Raw genomic sequence first — 17,173 nt, forward strand, 5'->3', positions numbered from 1 at the left:
ATCGCTTTATTTATGGCTGACGCCGGCTGCGATTCTTTGCTCCCGTGTTTCGCCCGCTTTTTCGATTTTTGAAAAAACGCGGAGTATGTCGGTAGAGGATAGAATGCCGACCAGCTTGTTGTCTTTATCGACGACAGGCAATGCGCCAACTTTATGTTCGGCCATGAGTGCCGCCGCTTCCGATGCGTAGGTGTCACGGTTAACGGTTATGACTCCCCGGTGCATGATATGTTGCACTTTTTTAGGGACGACATGAAGTTCTGTCGTGCCGGTTCCGGTTGCCGCTTCAATGGCTTGAGAGTTGCTTTTGGGACCTAAAGCTTTGTACAGATCCCGGTCGGATACAATTCCGATAACTTTGCCTTTTTCAACGACCGGTAAGTGACGAATCCTTTCGTAATGAATTAAGAAAAAGACACGATCAATCAAGTCGTGCTGCTCGACGGTAAATACTTTTGAAGTCATTAAATCTTCAACACGCATTATTATTCTCCTGAATGTAAAAAAACTTGCTAAGAATAGGGATATAACCATATTTTTACAAGAGATAAAATTTGATGTGTTATAAAATAGCCCGTTATTTTTTTGTTCGGTTTTGTAGACCGTTGTAGGAGGGCCGGTCGGTCGCCTACAACGGTCTACACGAGTGTTATTTAGAGTTTACATCTGTCCTAGCGACACAATGGAGTTAGTTATGCACGTCATCCTGTTAGGGAGTCCCGGTTCCGGCAAGGGCACTCAAGCGCAATTTATTACTGAAAAATATGCTATTCCACAAATCTCAACGGGGGATATGTTGCGAGCCGCAGTGCGGGAGGGAACGCCGTTGGGCGTTGAGGCAAAAAAAGTGATGGATGCCGGCGGCTTGGTTTCCGATGACATTATTTTAGGCTTGATCAAGGAACGTATTACCCAAGCCGATTGCGTTAACGGCTTTTTGCTGGACGGCTTTCCTCGCACCATTGTTCAGGCTGAAGGCCTAAAGGCGATGGGCGTCAGCATCGATACGGTTATTGAAATCGTGGTGGCGGATGAGGAAATTGTCAAACGCATGGCTGGCAGAAGAGTGCATTTACCATCCGGGCGTACTTATCATACTGAGTTTAATTCGCCTAAAGTTGAGGGCGTCGATGATGTCACTGGCGAGCCTTTGATTCAGCGCGATGATGATAAAGAAGAAACTGTACGCAAACGACTCAGTGTTTATCATCAGCAGACTAAACCTTTGGTTGGCTATTATTCAGCGCCAGAGCAGCAGGTCAAGTTCAGTTCAATAGCCGGTGTCGGCAGTGTTAGTGATATCACCAAAAAGGTTTTTGCTGTTCTGGCATAGGATGGCAGGTATAAAAACTGAGTGATCATCGGTATTCAAATTCTAGAATAAAAGGTTTTTAAATTTAATGACAAAGAAAGATGTGGTTTTACCGGCTGATAGTTATATAAATTCCGTTGCGATGCCATTGATGTGCGCAGCTGTTTCCGTTGTCCAGAAGGGAGCTTAAGATGACCAAGCTATATAATGTTGCTGTGGTTGGCGCTACCGGTGCTGTCGGTGAGGCCATGTTGTCTCTGCTGGAAGAGCGCGATTTTCCTGTCGGCGAGGTTTATGCCTTGGCCAGCAGCAATTCAGCAGGTAAAAGAATTTCTTTTAAAGGCGGTTCTTTAGTCGTAAAAGATTTGGCTACCTTCGATTTTTCAAAGGTGCAAATCGGTTTGTTTTCACCGGGAGCCTCGGTTTCGGCAGAATATGCGCCAAAAGCCGTCGCTGCCGGCTGTATTGTGATTGATAATACTTCAGAATTTCGTTATGACGATGATATTCCGCTGGTGGTGCCCGAGGTCAATCCCGAAAAAATCGCCGATTATAAAAATCGCGGTATTATCGCTAATCCGAATTGTTCAACCATTCAGATGTTGGTGGCGTTAAAGCCTATTCATGATGCAGTGGGGATTTCGCGTATCAACGTATGTACCTACCAGGCTGTCTCGGGTACCGGCAAAGAAGCGATAGCAGAGCTGGTTCGGCAAACCACCAGTTTGCTTAACATGCAGCCTATTATCACCAACGTCTATCCCAAACAGATTGCTTTTAACGTGTTACCGCAGATTGACGTATTCATGGACAATGGTTATACCAAGGAAGAAATGAAGATGGTGTGGGAAACTCAAAAAATCCTGGGTGACGACAGTATTTTGGTTAACGCAACCGCAGTGCGGGTTCCGGTTTTTTACGGACATTCCGAGGCTGTGCATATTGAGACCCGTAAGAAAATTGATGTCGCTACAGTAAGAGCCTTGCTTGAGCAAGCGCCCGGTGTGACGGTTATGGATGAACGTAAAGACGGCGGTTATCCAACGGCGGTTACCGAGTCATCAGGCCATGATGATGTGTTTGTAGGGCGTATCCGGGAAGATATATCTCATCCTCAAGGAATTGATTTGTGGGTGGTGGGTGACAATGTTCGAAAAGGCGCTGCATTAAACAGTGTGCAAATAGCTGAAGTGCTGGTAAAAAATTACATCTAGGCTAAGCTTGTCTACATATTTGACTGGATGCGGTAAGAAATAGTGGTAACTATGGTGAAGAAGAGCAACGTGCGTTTGTTAACTAAAACTTTAGCGGTTGTATCGTTACTGGCACCAGTTAGTAGTCAAGCATTAGGGATTGGCGAGATTACATTACATTCAGCCCTTAATCAAAATTTGAATGCTGAGATTTCTTTAGTCTTGTCAGGCGAAAACGTGTCAGACATTAAGGTGAAATTGGCTCCACCGGAGAAATTTGATGAAGCGGGGGTGTCATGGACTTATTTTTTGTCGAAAATTAAATTTGAAACCATGACTCAGTCTAATGGTTCGGCGATTATTAAGCTGACTTCGAACGAAGCATTAAAGGAACCTTTTTTGGATTTTCTGCTCGAAGTAAGCTGGCCAAAAGGCAATCTGTATCGTGGATTTACAGTATTAGTGGATCCTCCGTCAGCTTATAACCAAGCAACCTTTCCGGTTTCAACCCGCACTGAAGGCTATGCGCAACCATCAGTCGTTACGCCTCAAAGTCAAGCGTATGCCAATGGACAAAGCAGTGAAGGCGAATATGGCCCGACACTTTCGAATGATACGCTTTGGAGTGTGGCTGAGCGAACCCGAGGACAGGGCGACGTTTCCGTAGAACAAATGATGATTGCAATTTATCAAGCAAATCCTCATGCATTCAATAAAGGAAATGCTCATGGATTAACGGCTGGAAAAATGCTGAAAATTCCTGAAAGAGGGATTGTTCTGAAATTATCAAGAAATCAGGCGTTAACCGAGTTCAAGCGGCAGACAAAAGCGTGGAAAAAACGCTCAGCTCCTGCTTCCGGTGACACGGAAAAGGCAAAGCCCGCCCTGCGCGGAGTCGAAGTATCTGTCGATAATCAGTTAACCCTGGCGGCTCCCGCTAAACAGGCGGTTGCTGATCATGCCGTTATTACCTCGGCGAATGAGTCGGAAGATTCTGATAAGGATGCAGCTGATCAGTCGGAGGTAGTTAAGGGTAATCATGCTGAAGGCAATGTAAGTGCAGCTGTGTCGGCAGATGGCGTGCTACAAAGCAAGATATCAGGGTTGGAAAAACAACTGGCGATGATGCAGGAATTGATCGCTCTAAAGGATCAACAGTTCGCAGCTTTGCAGAAACGATCCCTGGCAAATCCTGTTGCTCAACAGCAGGTATTGCCAGGTGAGGATACAGCAGCCAGGCTTGAGAACCAAACGATGACAACGCCTCAGCAAACAGTTGTTCAACCGGCCGAGCCGCCTCAACCGGTGCCGGGTGAGATGGTGACAGCCAAACCTGCGGATCAAATAACACCTGTTTCCCAACCAACTGTTGTTCAATCGGCTGAAGCGGTGAGGCCTCTGGCTCAACCGGAACCTGAAACAAGCAGTTTACTGGATACTTACTATTTAGTGGTAGGTAGTGCGGGTACGGTAATTCTGACTCTGCTAGGTTGGCTTTGGTGGCGGAAACGCAAAGTTGATGAGGAAACGAATACAGAGAGTATGTTTGCTTCAACCATAATGGTAGAAGCATCTGCAGTTGATGAAAACATTTCTGTACCCATTGTCGAAACTAGTCTAGCTGTTCAGGATAATGATACGGGTACAGTGGGTGAAAGTTCTTTCTTAAGTGAATTTACACCCAGTGACTTCGACTCGTTTGATACCGATCAGGGGGAAATTGATCCGATATCCGAGGCTGACGTGTATCTTGCTTATGGTCGTTATCAGCAGGCCGAAGAATTAATACGGCAGGCAATTAAAGATCAACCGGATCGAGATGAATGTAAATTAAAGTTGCTGGAAATTTTTTACGCTAATGAAAGCAAAGCGGATTTTGAAGCTTATGCCGCTGAACTGGCGAAAAATGGTAAGCGAAATGAAGCTGAGTTTTGGGAAAAAGCGGCAGAAATGGGACGTGAAATTTGCCCTGATTCGCCATTATTTTCATCCGGGGATGATCTGTTCGCTATGGTTGAGGATGAAGTCGTTGAAAGTACAGGCGAAAGTATCACAGCGGATAATGCACTCAATATGGAGAGTGTAATGACTGGAGTCGTTTCTTTTATAAAGTCAGGGGATGATGCTTTTGTCAAGGAAGCGACTGAGTTGAAGAATGATGCACTTGATTTTGATTTAACTTCATCAGATGACGTTATTGCTGGGACGCAACGAAATAACGAAGATATTGATTTTGATTTAAGTTCGTTTTCAATGGATACCAACACGTCTAATGAGGCGGAAAAAGATGCTATAGATCCCAGTGTTCAGGTTGATGCATTGTCAAGGGAACAGGTAGAGGATGTTAATTTCGATTTAAGTCCATTTTCAATAGAATTCGATGGTGCGGATCAAGGTGTTATTGCACCCAATACTATTACCGGTAAGTCCTTGGGGGCGACGAGTGAGAGCATTGATTTTGATTTAAGTTCATTTTCCATAGAATCAGATAATGGTGTTATAGCTTTCAATACGCAGACAGGTAGTCCTTCGGTTGCACACATAGAAGATTTTGATTTAAGTTCGTTTTCAATGGATGCCAACGAGACAGATAAGGCCGATCAAGACTTTACCGGTTCTGATGCTTTATTGTCCTCCCTCCCGGAGGCAAGTGTAGACAAATATGACGCGCATGATTTTGATTTTAGTTTCGATCATGCTGAAAAAAAAGAAGTTGATAGTCTTGATTTTAGTGCCTTAGAGTCAAATGATTCGTTGAGTTTTGATGATGATATGGATGGGGATTTTGACTTTAATTTTGATTTGGATTTAGCCCCAACAAGAAAGGATCAGGACTCCGGTCAGTATGAGGAGTTTGGTGTTTCTGCGTTTACCGATAGGGATGCGTTGGAAACTAAACTGGATTTGGCAAAAGCGTATGTCGATATGGGAGATGCCGATGCGGCTAAGGATTTGGCCAGAGAGGTGCTTGATCAAGGTACGGTTGAGCAAAAAAATATAGCTCAAACATTGCTTGATGAACTGGGCTAAAAATATTTTATATCCCAAAAAAAAGCCCTTAAAGGGCTTTTTTTTGGGATATATTTAACATTTCCGAAACTTGTTAGGATGGATTCTTGATGATCTGTCAAATTTAAAGGAGGCAATGATAATATTTGGCCGTGCGATCGATATTCACAGCGGTAGCCACGATGTAATTAATGTGTAGCTTATTGTTCTTATGCATATTATTTTTTATGGTCTCTAAATTGCTTATTTACTGATTAAAAACGAAAGGGTTTGCAACATGGCTGAGCTTGAACGAGAAGATGGAAAGGAAAAGAAATCTCCTAAAAAACTGATTATTATAATTGTCGCAGTAGTCCTTTTATTGGCAGTGAGCGGAGGTGCCGCTTATTTCTTTATGAATGGAGATTCCGCTAAAGGAGAGAAAGCAGCGCATGTTGATGCAGATGAGATGGCGGTTCCCGCAGAAAAGCTCTATTTTGATATGGGTAAGCCCATTGTTGTTGACTTCCCCAAGGGATCGACAGCTAAACATGGGCGAATTACGCTATCTATGTTGGTTGAAGGTGCTGAAACTATCGCATTTTTAACAAAAAATGAACCCATGATACGTAATAATCTGTTGATGCTGATGAGTGCGCAGGAAAGCCGCGTATTAAATACTCGTGAAGGCAAAGACATGTTACGTAAACTCATGCTAGATGCGGTGACTGCCGTTTTAGTAAAAATGTCAGGAAAGGGTAAGATTAATGAAATATTCTTTACTTCATTTGTAATGCAATAATATGAGTGATTTACTCTCGCAGGCAGAAATCGATGCGCTGCTGAATGGTGTAAGCGACGGAGATATTGATTCGGAAGATGAGTCCGATTTTTATGCCGAAGCGGATGCCGAAGAATTTTATGAAAAAGGTGTCGTCAGAGATTATGATTTTGCCAGCCAGGAAAGAATTGTTCGTGGGCGTATGCCGACCCTGGAAATGGTTAACGAACGATTTGCCCGATTTATCCGTATTTCGTTGTTCAATTTCCTGCGTCGTTCGGCAGAAATTTTTATATCGGGCATTCAGGTTCAAAAGTTTTCTGAATATATACAAGGGCTGCTGGTTCCGACTAATTTAACCATTGTTCGATTTAACCCCTTGCGCGGCAAAGCCTTGATAGTCATCGATCCGCGGCTGGTTTTTACCGTGGTAGACAACTTTTTCGGTGGTGCCGGGCAATTTTATAATCAGACCGAAGGACGGGAATTTACACCGACCGAAATGCGGGTGGTCCGGATCATCATTGATATGATTTTCAAGGATTTGAAGGAAGCCTGGAAGCCGGTTATGGATCTCGATTTTGAATATGTGGGAGCAGAAATCAATCCACGATTTGCTAATATTATTGGTCCTGGGGAAATTATTGTCATCTCAACCATTCATGTTGAGTTGGAAGGTGGGGGCGGTGATATAAACATTGCGATGCCCTATGCGATGCTTGAGCCAATCAGGGAGTTACTGGATGCTATCAGTAGTGACAGTGGCGAGGTTGACGGCAGTTGGCAGGCCTCATTGCGTGGCGAAGTGCTGAGAGCGGAAGTGAGTGTGAACAGTCTTTTGGTGGAAAAAAACATGAGTATAAGAGACGTTATGCGGTTAAAAAAAGGTGATGTCATACCTATTGATATGCCGGATACGGTGATCCTTAAAGCGGAAGGAATTCCGGTGTTTGAAGGTAAGGTCGGCATATCGGATGGCAATTATGCCATCCAGATTATTGATAAGGTAAGGTCTTGAATCAACCTGATGCACTGTAGAATTCGATTATAACAATAGTAGCTTGAGAAATAAGATGAGTGAAAATCCAAATGCGCCTGAGAGTGCTGAAACGATGAGTGATTTTGAGACCGCTGCATTTGAGGAGTTGAATGATCCGTTTGAAGATAAAAAATCGTCTTCAGGACTAGGTGATGAAGTTAATCTAGATGTTATTTTGGATGTCCCCGTGACTATTTCAATGGAAATTGGGCGGACACAGATTAATATCAGAAATCTATTGCAGTTAAATCAGGGCTCGGTTGTTGAGTTGGAACGTTTTGCCGGTGAGCCGCTTGATGTGCTGGTAAACGGTACGCTGATTGCGCATGGTGAAGTTGTGGTGATCAATGATAAATTCGGCATTCGCCTAACCGATGTCATCAGTCCATCGGAACGCGTTAAAAGATTAGCCTGATGATTGGAAAAAAAACTGTCATCTGGTTGTTGTTTTGGTGGTTTCCTGCTTGCTTTTCGGCATCGGGTGCTGATGCTTCGAAACAGGCGGTCAGGACGGTTTCTTTCGGCGATATGCTTAATTGGGGCGTTGGACTGCTGATAGTCTTAGCTATTTTTTTTCTCTGTGTTTGGGGAATGCGTAAGTTAAGCGGAATAACCATCAATAACGCCGAAAAAATGCGTGTGGTCGGCGGTCTGTCTTTGGGTATGCGGGAAAAAGTCATTTTACTTCAGGTTGGAAAAAAGCAGCTTATTTTGGGTGTGACACCGGGACGTATAGAGGCATTGCATGTGCTGGAGGGTGACGATTGCTTGAACAGCGAGCCGTCGCCGCCTATGGCTATGGACGGCGGATTCGCGCAAAAACTGATGCAAGTGATGAAGGGACGATCCGATGCTTAAAAGCGTTTTATTGCGATCGGTGGCGTTTCGATTGCTGATGATAGGTTTCGCTTTTTTGTTGATCGAAACACCGGCTTATGCCGCAGCGGGAATTGAAGCGGTCACCGTCACTACGGGTAAGCAAGGCGCTCAGACTTATACGGTAACGATCCAGATTCTGGCGCTAATGACCTTGTTGACCGTGTTGCCTGCGTTGTTGTTGACCATGACTTCATTCACCCGGATCATGATTGTCCTCAGTTTGCTGCGAACGGCTTTAGGTACCGGGCAGGCACCCAGTAATCAGGTGTTATTGGGCTTATCGTTGTTTTTGACTATTTTCATTATGATGCCGGTTTTTGATAAGGTGAATAGCGAAGCCGTCCAGCCTTATCTGGAAGAGAAAATCGATGTGACTGTCGCCATTGAAAAGGCTTCAGAGCCATTCAGGCAATTTATGTTAAAGCAGACCAGGGAGGCTGATCTCGAATTATTTATCCGAATTTCGGGCAATGCGGAGTTGGCGTCAGCCGAAAACGTACCGTTTTCGTTATTGCTGCCGGCCTTTGTGACCAGTGAACTGAAAACGGCGTTTCAAATAGGCTTTTTGATTTTTTTGCCTTTTTTGATTATCGACTTGGTGGTTGCCAGCGTACTGATGTCCATGGGTATGATGATGTTGTCACCGATGATTATTTCTCTGCCCTTTAAAATAATGCTATTTGTTATGGCCGATGGCTGGTCTTTGATTATGGAAATGTTAGCCGCAAGTTTTTATGTTGCGTAGGGGCGACCGGCCGGTCGCCCGGGCGAGTAGATCATGACGCCGGAAACCATTTCTATGATTGCGCAGGATGCGATGATTGTCGCCATTAAGCTGACTGCTCCGGTATTGTTGCCGTCATTGGCTGTAGGTCTGATTATCGCGATGTTTCAGGCGGCTACACAGATTAATGAGGCGACCTTGACATTTATTCCCAAGTTAATCGTTATAGGGGCTGTTTTGATGGTTATGGGGCCGGGGATGCTGCAACTGTTCCTTGATTATTTTCAGGGTTTGATCAGGGATATTCCGCAATTAATTGGTTGAACGTTGAACTTTACCGAAGAGCAGCTCCTCGACCAGGTGGCATTATTTATATGGCCGTTAATGCGCATTAGTGCGATGTTTGTATCGGTGCCGTTGTTTAGCATTCAAGCCGTTCCGGCCCGAGTCAGGCTGATTCTTGCGGTAGTAATAACGCTGGTTATCATGCCTTTACTTCCCCCTTTGCCCGCTGTCGAAATGTTTAGCTACACTGGAGCAATGATGGCTATTGCTCAGACTATGATCGGTTTGACCAGTGGTTTTATCGTGCAGCTGGTTTTTGCCGCCGTCGTTTTTGCGGGGCAAGCTATTGCTTTAAGCATGGGCTTGGGTTTTTCAATGATGGTAGATCCGCAAAGTGGGCAGCAGGTGCCGGTGATTGCGCAGGTCTATACGGTTATCGCTACCTTAGTTTTTATCAGTTTGAATGGCCATTTGTTGTTGATACAAATGGTGCTGGACAGCTTTAAAACCTTGCCCATTGGTATAGACGGTATAGACAAGGCGGGTATCTGGTCAATTATCGTCTGGAGTGGACGGTTGTTCGCAGGCGGCTTATTGCTGGCTATGCCGGTCATGGCCAGTTTGTTGTTGGTGAATGTCATTTTTGGCGTAGCGGCCAGAGCGGCGCCGCAATTGCAGATTTTTTCGGTGGGCTTTCCGGTAACCTTGATGCTGGGAATGCTGCTGGTTTGGAAAACGTTACCCGATGTGCTGGCTCAATTTTCCGGGATGTTGACGGATGCTTACGATTTGATCGGCCAATTATTGCACTTGTAAATTAAATTATGGCAGATAACGACGACAAAACCGAAGAGCCCACCGGTAAGCGGCTAGCAGACGCCAAAAAGAAAGGTCAGATTCCTCGATCAAGAGAGCTCAATACCTTTGTGATGCTAATAGCCAGCGCCTCGATGTTTCTTATCCAGGGAGGAAAAATCGGCAAGGGTTTGATAGCGGGAATGCAGGCTCAGTTTCAGTTGAGCCGCGAAGTTATTTTCGATCCGGTTAGCCCGATAGTCTTTTTTAAACAGGCGATGATTGACGGTCTCCTATTGCTGGCGCCGTTCTTTGCACTGATGGTCTTTGTCGCCATTATTACCCCGATATCGATGGGCGGCTGGGTGTTCAGTTGGGAGGCTATAGCCTTTAAGCCGTCAAAAATGAATCCCATTACCGGGATTGGCAGAATGTTTGGGGTAAAAGGCTTGGTTGAGCTATTCAAAGCCTTGTTAAAAATTTTATTGGTTTTCGCCGTAGCGGTTGCTTTGTACAAAAGCTTTATCGGTGAATTACTGGGACTGGGTGCTGAACCGCTAGATCAATCAGTCAGTCATGCGCTGAATATTATTGGTATGTGCTTTTTAGTGCTTAGCGCTTCATTGATTTTAATTGCGATGATTGACGTGCCTTATCAGCTGTGGGAGCACGCCAAAAATCTAAAAATGTCCAAGCAGGAAATCAAGGATGAAAATAAAGAATCCGAAGGAAGTCCGGAAACCAAGGGTCGGCAGCGCAGGGCGCAAATGGAAATGTCGCAAAGACGTATGATGTCGGAAGTGCCAAACGCCGATGTTATTGTGACCAATCCCAATCATTATGCGGTGGCCTTAAAATATGATCAAAACTCAAATAGCGCGCCAAAGCTGGTTGCTAAGGGCGTCGATTTGATCGCCGCCCACATCCGTAATACAGCGATTGGCGCTGACGTGCCGCTGGTGGCGTCGCCGCCGTTAGCTAGGGCGTTGTATTATTCAACCGAGATAGATAGCGAGATACCGGAGGGGCTTTATTTGGCCGTCGCTCAGATTCTCGCTTATGTCTATCAGTTAAAAGCCGCTCAGAAAAATGATTGGAGAGTGCCATTGCCACCGGCAGATATTAACGTGCCTGACGAATTTAAACGAGATTAAGCGGGTATGGATTTTACTAAATTAAAAGCAGCGTTGGCGATACTGGGCAAAGCCCAGTTGGGTGCGCCATTGGTTATCATCATGGTGCTGTCGATGCTGATATTGCCGTTGCCGGCATTCGTACTCGACCTGTTCTTTACCTTTAATATCGCTTTTTCGTTAATTATATTGCTGGTTGTTGTCTATACCATTAAACCGCTGGAATTTGCGTCATTTCCAACCGTCATTTTGCTGGCAACCATATTACGACTAGCGCTGAACGTGGCTTCGACGCGCGTGGTGTTGATCGACGGACATAAGGGTGGCGATGCGGCCGGGAAGGTGATTGAGGCCTTTGGTGCGTTTGTTATCGGCGGTAACTTTGCGGTCGGCCTGGTGGTTTTTGCGATATTGATCATTATTAACTTCATGGTCGTTACCAAAGGTGCCGGACGGATTGCGGAAGTTGGAGCAAGGTTTACGCTGGATGCGATGCCGGGTAAGCAAATGGCTATTGATGCGGATTTGAATGCCGGCTTGCTGACCCAGGATGAAGCGCGCGAGCGGCGTGCGGAAGTGGCTACCGAAGCGGATTTTTACGGCTCTATGGATGGCGCCAGTAAATTTGTCAGGGGCGATGCAATCGCCGGGATTATTATTTTATTTGTCAATATGATTGGTGGTCTTGCCATTGGTGTCGTTCAGCACGATTTAAGTTTTGCCGAAGCCGGTGAGATTTATGTATTGCTGTCTATTGGTGATGGTTTGGTCGCTCAGATTCCGTCGTTGTTATTGTCGACAGCATCGGCGCTGGTGGTCACCAAGGTTGGCAGTAGCGGTGAGAATATTGGACAGCAGGTCACCTCGCAGTTATTTGCCAATCCCAAAGCGTTGACGGTGACGGCGGCGGTGGTAGGCGCGTTGGGTATTATTCCGGGGATGCCGAATCTGGTTTTTATCTTGCTGGCGATGATTTTAGCCGGTTCTGCCTACTTAATTGACAAGAAGCATAAAGAAGCGGAGCTAGTTGCGCTCGATTATCCGCAGGATCTGGCTCAAAATACCGCCATGCCCGAGACTAAAGAGTTGGGTTGGGATGATGTGATGCCGGTCGATGTTGTCGGATTGGAAGTGGGTTATCGGCTTATTCCGTTGGTGGACAAGAATCAGGGTGGGCAACTCATGGTTCGAATCAAAGGCGTACGAAAAAAACTGTCTCAAGAGTTGGGTTTTTTAATACCCTCCGTGCATATCCGGGATAACCTTGATTTAAGTCCAACAGCTTACCGGATTTCGCTGATGGGAGTGACTGTCGGTGAGGCTGAAATTATGCCGGAAATGGAAATGGCGATTAATCCAGGGCGTGTTTTTGGCACCTTGAAGGGCAATGCCTGCAAGGATCCGGCTTTTGGTCTGGATGCGGTGTGGATAGAGCCGAGCCAGAAAGATTATGCGCAAACTCTGGGGTATACGGTGGTTGATCCGGGAACTGTGGTGGCGACCCATTTGAGTCATCTGTTGCAGGCGCATGCCCATGAATTGTTCGGTTATGAAGAGGCGTATAAAATACTCGATAACTTGGCTAAGTCTGCGCCTAAGTTGGTCGAGGACTTGGTGCCAAAAACATTGCCGCTAGGTGTGGTGGTCAAGGTATTACAAAACTTGTTACAAGAGCATGTGCCTATCCGCGATATGCGCACTATCGTCGAAACTTTGGCGGAGTACGGACTCAAGAGTCAAGATCCCGACATCTTGACCTCAGCGGTACGTGCGGCACTGGGACGGTTAATTATTCATGAAATCAGTGGAATGCAGGATGAGTTGCCGGTTATTACGCTGGATCATGAGTTGGAACAGTTGTTGCATAAATCTTTGCAAACGGCAGGCGAAAGCGGTGTCGGGATCGAACCAGGCTTAGCAGAACAAATGCATACATCCTTGCAGGAAAGTATGCAAAAAATGGAAATGGAAGGACAAACAGCGGTGTTGCTGGTTTCTTCTTATATCCGCCCCTGGTTATCCCGATTTGTTCGCTATTCCATTCCCGGATTACATGTCTTGGCATACAATGAAATACCTGCTGATCGCCAGATCAAAGTGGTTTCAACTGTTGGGCGACGAACATAGCACATGAGGCTACACTATGAAGATTAAACGTTTTTTTGCGGAAGACATACGTCAGGCCATGCGCATGGTCAAAGAAGAATTGGGCGCCGATGCAGTCATCATGTCGAATAAGTCGGTTGATGGCGGTGTTGAGATCGTTGCTGCGCGAGATTTTGATGAGCAGTTGATTCAAAGTAAGTTGCAAAAGCAGGCCGAAGAACAGCAACCCCCCTCGCGGCCACAAAAAATGGATTTGCCTGATTTTGAAGCAGAAAAAAATCGATTGCATGTCTTAAGCAGTTCACGAAAACAAAGTACGGATGGTTTTTTGGCTGAGAATACTCCAGCGCGGTCGCAGCGGTTTTCTACCGATAGCGATACTTTCGCCATCCCTGGCGGTCGGTCGAATCGATTCCCTACCGATTCCGACATTTCCACCATCCCTGGCGGTCGCCGGAATATTGATCAATATGTGGGCTATGCAGAAAAAGTACATCTACGCGGAAATCTGGAAACGGTAACAGCAAAAATCACCAAGCCGACTGCACCTGTTGCAAGAGAAAGGCCTATGCAAATAGCCATGCCGGAAGAAAAACAGAGCAATCTGTCAGATAATTTGTTGCTGGAAATGAGCCGGGAGCTCAAGTCCTTAAGGTCGGCAATGGACTCCAAATTGTCCAGCGTTAGCAATTGGGGCGTAGCGTCGCAAGCTAACCCGGTCAGGGCTGAATTACTGCAACGTTTGGCTGGCATGAGCATTTCAAGAAAACTGAGCGTTAAAATTGCCAATCGTTTTGCTAATCACACGGATGCCGAACTTGTTTTTAGCCAGGCTCAAGAGCTGCTGACCAAAGTATTGCCGGTAGCCGATGATGATTTGCTTCAAAACGGTGGCATTGCCGCCTTAGTCGGGCCTACCGGCGTGGGTAAAACCACCACGATTGCCAAACTGGCCGCCAAATTTATTTTAAAGCACGGGCCAAGACAGGTTGCCTTGATTACTACCGATAATTACCGTATTGGCGCTCATGAGCAATTGAATACCTATGGACGGATATTAGGCATTCCGGTTCGGGGGGCATCCAGCGCTTCTGAGTTGTGCAATATTATCAATGGTTTTGCAGACAAACGGCTTATTTTGATTGATACTGCCGGTATGAGCCAACGCGATATGAAGCTGGTCGAGCAGATTAATACCCTGCAACAAAGCGGACAAGCCATTAAACCCTATCTGGTGATGTCGGCTGCGACTGAATACAAGGCCATGAATGAAATTATCAAAGCCTTCCAGGTTTTTGAACCGCAAGCCTGTATTTTGACTAAACTTGATGAGGCGGCAACGATTGGTTCGGCCATTTCTTCAATAATAGAACATAACTTGCCGCTGTCTTTTATTGCCGACGGTCAGCAAGTACCTGAAGACATGCATAGTCCTTGCGCCCGGACTTTAGTCGCACAATGTGTGGCTGAGCTGGACGAAGAGAGCGACTATAACGATGCAAATAATGAAGCTTGGGCGGCGCAAGGCTATGCATAAGCAATCTGATCAAGCAGCGGGAATAAGAAACATGAATCAAATTAAGCCTGTCAGAGTTATCGCAATCACCAGCGGCAAGGGCGGTGTAGGCAAAACAAACTTGTCGGTTAACATCGGCATAGCCTTATCGCAAATGGGACAGCGGGTGGTATTAATGGATGCTGATTTGGGTCTGGCTAATGTTGATATTTTGTTAGGCGTTTACCCCAAGTTCAATCTTTCTCATGTGCTCTCAGGAGAAAAAACCTTAGATGAAATCATGATTGAGGGGCCTTCGGGTTTGAGAGTGATTCCAGGGGCATCGGGTATTCAGAGGATGTCCGAATTGACGACGATTGAACAAGCCTCAGTGATCCATGCCTTCAGCGAGATCGATCAAGATATCGACGTATTGATTGTCGATACAGCGGCCGGCATATCGGCGAGCGTGGTGAATTTTGCCCGCTCCTGTCAGGAAATTGTCGTTGTTGTTTGCGATGAACCCACCTCGTTAACCGATGCTTATGCGTTTATCAAATTGCTTAACCGGGATTATGGTTTGTCCAAATTTCATGTGATCGCCAATATGGTTCAAACTGTTCAACAAGGCCACGCGCTGTTTCAGAAATTAAATAAAGTAACCGATCGTTATCTGGATGTGACCCTGAAGTTTGCCGGTGCAGTGCCTTATGACGAATATTTGCGTAAGTCGGTTCAAAAGCAAACGCCGGTTGTTATCGGCTTCCCCAGAAGCAAAGCCGCTCTCGCACTGAAAACGATAGCCGCAAGAATTGACAGCTGGCCGCTGAAATCCCAGGCAGGCGGTTATATCGAGTTTTTTATTGAAAGAATGATTCAATACGGTTCCCAAAAGGATGTTGCGTGAGCGGCGTGGCAATGTACACTTCGGTACAGGCTGGAGGCACCGATGAGCGTGTCATGCAGCATGCACCGTTAGTTAAGCGCATTGCCTACCACTTATTGGGCAGATTGCCCGATTCCGTTCAAGTCGATGATTTGATTCAGGCAGGGATGCTCGGTTTACTGGAAGCCATCAAGAATTACGATGCCTCGCAAGGCGCCAGTTTCGATACCTACGCCGGAATTCGTATCCGCGGTTCTATGCTGGATGAGGTCCGGCGCAGTGACTGGACGCCGCGCTCCGTGCATAAAAAATCGCGGATGGTTTCTGACGCCATACGGATGATCGAAAACAGAACCGGGTGCGAGGCAAGAGACGTCGATGTGGCTAAGTATTTAGGCATAGCCATTGATGAATATAATCACATTCTTCAGGATTCAAGCAGCTGCCGAGTATTCAGCGTCGAAGAATTGGCGCAAGATGGAGATCATTACATGGATGAAACCCTGAGTCATGAAGAAGGTCTGGCCGACGGCCTAGGTCGCGAAGGATTTCAGCAGGCATTGGCAAACGCCATCATGGGTTTGCCCGAACGCGAACGCCTGGTTATTTCGCTTTATTATGATGAAGAGTTCAATTTGCGCGAAATCGGCGAAGTTTTGAATATTAGTGAATCCAGGGTCAGCCAAATCTGCACTCAGGCCGTGTTGAGATTGCGTTCAAGACTGTCTGACTGGATAAACGATTAGCTGTCTGAAAGCTAGAAAATGGATATTTTAAGCATCGCAGGTATTTTTGTCGGGGTCGGTGCGATTCTGTTGGGCATCATGCTGGACGGCGGCGACATCCATTCGTTGGTCAACGTACCTGCGCTTATTATTGTGTTCGGAGGTACATTCGGGGCGACGCTTTTGCAATACCCACCGGCCGTTTTTGTCAGAAGCATGAAAATGCTTTCATGGGTGCTCATATCAAAAGAAATGAATCTTTCAGAGCAAATCGATAAGGTAATTTACTGGAGTTTGCTGGCGCGAAAGGAAGGTTTGTTGGGGCTTGAAGATGCGCTGCCCAATGAAGAAGATCCGTTTATAAAAAAAGGTTTGCAGTTGCTGGTTGACGGTAATGATCCTGATGCCATACGCGACATATTGGAGATGGACATGGATGCCAAGGAAAGTATGGGCTTACAGGCGGCAGGAGTGTATGAGGCGATGGGCGGTTATGCGCCGACCATCGGCATACTCGGCGCCGTGATGGGCTTGATTCATGTCATGCAGAACCTGACCAACCCGGAACTTTTAGGGCAAGGGATAGCGACGGCTTTTGTCGCGACAATTTATGGCGTAGGTTCCGCCAACCTGGTTTTTTTGCCGGTTGCCAATAAACTAAAAGCGCATGTGCTTGCCTTGACCCAGGCCAGGGAAATGTTGGCTGAGGGTATTATTTCTATTGCAGAGGGTCAAAATCCAAGAAATATAAAGCTGAAATTGGGCGGCTATCTGCATGACTCCTATAAAGACTAGGCTATGGCAAGGCGCAGGAAAAGACCTATAGCGGACA

At 46.1% G+C, this 17,173-nt stretch carries 17 protein-coding genes; 16 read left to right on the top strand and 1 reads right to left on the bottom strand.

Features of this window, described 5'->3' with window-relative positions; translation table 11 throughout:
• Nucleotides 1-6: 6 nt before the first annotated feature.
• On the bottom strand, nucleotides 7-483 hold the full coding sequence (locus tag ABXJ76_RS05685) for a CBS domain-containing protein (RefSeq protein WP_432745002.1): 477 nt from the start codon (nucleotides 481-483) through the stop codon (nucleotides 7-9).
• 211 nt (nucleotides 484-694) lie between these two features.
• On the opposite strand from ABXJ76_RS05685, the gene adk reads away from it, so the two are divergent.
• The 16 genes from adk to ABXJ76_RS05765 all read left to right on the top strand — a co-directional run bounded on the left by adk (nucleotide 695) and on the right by ABXJ76_RS05765 (nucleotide 17,136).
• Entirely contained in the window at nucleotides 695-1,333 is a 639-nt protein-coding gene (gene adk / locus ABXJ76_RS05690) for an adenylate kinase (protein WP_432745004.1), read from the top strand.
• 170 nt (nucleotides 1,334-1,503) lie between these two features.
• Nucleotides 1,504-2,526, top strand: coding sequence for an aspartate-semialdehyde dehydrogenase (locus ABXJ76_RS05695; RefSeq protein WP_432745006.1), 1,023 nt, complete (start codon nucleotides 1,504-1,506; stop codon nucleotides 2,524-2,526).
• A 51-nt stretch (nucleotides 2,527-2,577) separates the two neighbouring features.
• On the top strand, nucleotides 2,578-5,535 hold the full coding sequence (locus ABXJ76_RS05700) for a FimV/HubP family polar landmark protein (RefSeq protein WP_432745008.1): 2,958 nt from the start codon (nucleotides 2,578-2,580) through the stop codon (nucleotides 5,533-5,535).
• A 256-nt stretch (nucleotides 5,536-5,791) separates the two neighbouring features.
• Nucleotides 5,792-6,295 (top strand): flagellar basal body-associated FliL family protein, encoded by a 504-nt coding sequence (locus ABXJ76_RS05705; protein ID WP_432745010.1) that lies wholly within the window; start codon nucleotides 5,792-5,794, stop codon nucleotides 6,293-6,295.
• A 1-nt stretch (nucleotide 6,296) separates the two neighbouring features.
• On the top strand, nucleotides 6,297-7,292 hold the full coding sequence (gene fliM / locus ABXJ76_RS05710) for a flagellar motor switch protein FliM (RefSeq protein ID WP_432745012.1): 996 nt from the start codon (nucleotides 6,297-6,299) through the stop codon (nucleotides 7,290-7,292).
• 55 nt (nucleotides 7,293-7,347) lie between these two features.
• Nucleotides 7,348-7,728 (top strand): flagellar motor switch protein FliN, encoded by a 381-nt coding sequence (gene fliN / locus ABXJ76_RS05715; protein WP_432745015.1) that lies wholly within the window; start codon nucleotides 7,348-7,350, stop codon nucleotides 7,726-7,728.
• Nucleotides 7,728-8,171: a flagellar biosynthetic protein FliO gene (gene fliO, locus ABXJ76_RS05720; protein WP_432745016.1), complete on the top strand. Its 444-nt coding sequence runs from the start codon at nucleotides 7,728-7,730 to the stop codon at nucleotides 8,169-8,171. Before fliN ends, fliO begins: the two co-directional genes overlap by 1 nt.
• A 37-nt stretch (nucleotides 8,172-8,208) precedes the next feature.
• Nucleotides 8,209-8,937 (top strand): flagellar type III secretion system pore protein FliP, encoded by a 729-nt coding sequence (fliP, locus tag ABXJ76_RS05725; protein WP_432746451.1) that lies wholly within the window; start codon nucleotides 8,209-8,211, stop codon nucleotides 8,935-8,937.
• A 33-nt stretch (nucleotides 8,938-8,970) separates the two neighbouring features.
• Nucleotides 8,971-9,240 (top strand): flagellar biosynthesis protein FliQ, encoded by a 270-nt coding sequence (gene fliQ / locus ABXJ76_RS05730; protein ID WP_432745018.1) that lies wholly within the window; start codon nucleotides 8,971-8,973, stop codon nucleotides 9,238-9,240.
• Between the two features lie 3 nt (nucleotides 9,241-9,243).
• Nucleotides 9,244-10,017: a flagellar biosynthetic protein FliR gene (fliR, locus tag ABXJ76_RS05735; RefSeq protein ID WP_432745020.1), complete on the top strand. Its 774-nt coding sequence runs from the start codon at nucleotides 9,244-9,246 to the stop codon at nucleotides 10,015-10,017.
• Nucleotides 10,018-10,025: 8 nt separating this feature from the next.
• Entirely contained in the window at nucleotides 10,026-11,150 is a 1,125-nt protein-coding gene (gene flhB / locus ABXJ76_RS05740; RefSeq protein WP_432745022.1) for a flagellar biosynthesis protein FlhB, read from the top strand.
• A gap of 6 nt (nucleotides 11,151-11,156) precedes the next feature.
• Complete coding sequence (gene flhA / locus ABXJ76_RS05745) at nucleotides 11,157-13,256, top strand: flagellar biosynthesis protein FlhA (RefSeq protein ID WP_432745023.1); 2,100 nt, start codon at nucleotides 11,157-11,159, stop codon at nucleotides 13,254-13,256.
• A gap of 16 nt (nucleotides 13,257-13,272) precedes the next feature.
• On the top strand, nucleotides 13,273-14,772 hold the full coding sequence (flhF, locus tag ABXJ76_RS05750) for a flagellar biosynthesis protein FlhF (protein ID WP_432745026.1): 1,500 nt from the start codon (nucleotides 13,273-13,275) through the stop codon (nucleotides 14,770-14,772).
• Between the two features lie 31 nt (nucleotides 14,773-14,803).
• The gene (locus ABXJ76_RS05755; RefSeq protein ID WP_432745028.1) at nucleotides 14,804-15,637 is read left to right on the top strand and encodes a MinD/ParA family protein; all 834 of its coding nucleotides are present in this window, start codon (nucleotides 14,804-14,806) and stop codon (nucleotides 15,635-15,637) included.
• Nucleotides 15,638-15,648: 11 nt separating this feature from the next.
• Nucleotides 15,649-16,362, top strand: a complete 714-nt coding sequence (locus tag ABXJ76_RS05760; RefSeq protein WP_432746452.1) for an RNA polymerase sigma factor FliA — start codon at nucleotides 15,649-15,651, stop codon at nucleotides 16,360-16,362.
• Between the two features lie 18 nt (nucleotides 16,363-16,380).
• On the top strand, nucleotides 16,381-17,136 hold the full coding sequence (locus ABXJ76_RS05765; RefSeq protein WP_432745029.1) for a flagellar motor protein: 756 nt from the start codon (nucleotides 16,381-16,383) through the stop codon (nucleotides 17,134-17,136).
• Nucleotides 17,137-17,173 lie beyond the last annotated feature (37 nt).

Origin of the sequence: Methylobacter arcticus, from assembly GCF_050917435.1 — a bacterium.
In the GTDB taxonomy this organism is placed as follows: domain Bacteria; phylum Pseudomonadota; class Gammaproteobacteria; order Methylococcales; family Methylomonadaceae; genus Methylobacter_A; species Methylobacter_A titanis.

Bases quoted from the DNA above. Each gene is read 5' to 3' on its own strand.
- fliO (WP_432745016.1), top strand. From the start codon at position 7,728: ATGATTGGAAAAAAAACTGTCATCTGGTTGTTGTTTTGGTGGTTTCCT.
- fliP (WP_432746451.1), top strand. From the start codon at position 8,209: ATGATAGGTTTCGCTTTTTTGTTGATCGAAACACCGGCTTATGCCGCA.
- ABXJ76_RS05700 (WP_432745008.1), top strand. From the start codon at position 2,578: ATGGTGAAGAAGAGCAACGTGCGTTTGTTAACTAAAACTTTAGCGGTT.
- fliQ (WP_432745018.1), top strand. From the start codon at position 8,971: ATGACGCCGGAAACCATTTCTATGATTGCGCAGGATGCGATGATTGTC.
- ABXJ76_RS05695 (WP_432745006.1), top strand. From the start codon at position 1,504: ATGACCAAGCTATATAATGTTGCTGTGGTTGGCGCTACCGGTGCTGTC.
- ABXJ76_RS05760 (WP_432746452.1), top strand. From the start codon at position 15,649: ATGTACACTTCGGTACAGGCTGGAGGCACCGATGAGCGTGTCATGCAG.
- fliN (WP_432745015.1), top strand. From the start codon at position 7,348: ATGAGTGAAAATCCAAATGCGCCTGAGAGTGCTGAAACGATGAGTGAT.
- ABXJ76_RS05765 (WP_432745029.1), top strand. From the start codon at position 16,381: ATGGATATTTTAAGCATCGCAGGTATTTTTGTCGGGGTCGGTGCGATT.
- adk (WP_432745004.1), top strand. From the start codon at position 695: ATGCACGTCATCCTGTTAGGGAGTCCCGGTTCCGGCAAGGGCACTCAA.
- ABXJ76_RS05685 (WP_432745002.1), bottom strand. From the start codon at position 483: ATGCGTGTTGAAGATTTAATGACTTCAAAAGTATTTACCGTCGAGCAG.
- fliM (WP_432745012.1), top strand. From the start codon at position 6,297: ATGAGTGATTTACTCTCGCAGGCAGAAATCGATGCGCTGCTGAATGGT.
- flhA (WP_432745023.1), top strand. From the start codon at position 11,157: ATGGATTTTACTAAATTAAAAGCAGCGTTGGCGATACTGGGCAAAGCC.
- flhF (WP_432745026.1), top strand. From the start codon at position 13,273: ATGAAGATTAAACGTTTTTTTGCGGAAGACATACGTCAGGCCATGCGC.
- ABXJ76_RS05755 (WP_432745028.1), top strand. From the start codon at position 14,804: ATGAATCAAATTAAGCCTGTCAGAGTTATCGCAATCACCAGCGGCAAG.
- ABXJ76_RS05705 (WP_432745010.1), top strand. From the start codon at position 5,792: ATGGCTGAGCTTGAACGAGAAGATGGAAAGGAAAAGAAATCTCCTAAA.
- flhB (WP_432745022.1), top strand. From the start codon at position 10,026: ATGGCAGATAACGACGACAAAACCGAAGAGCCCACCGGTAAGCGGCTA.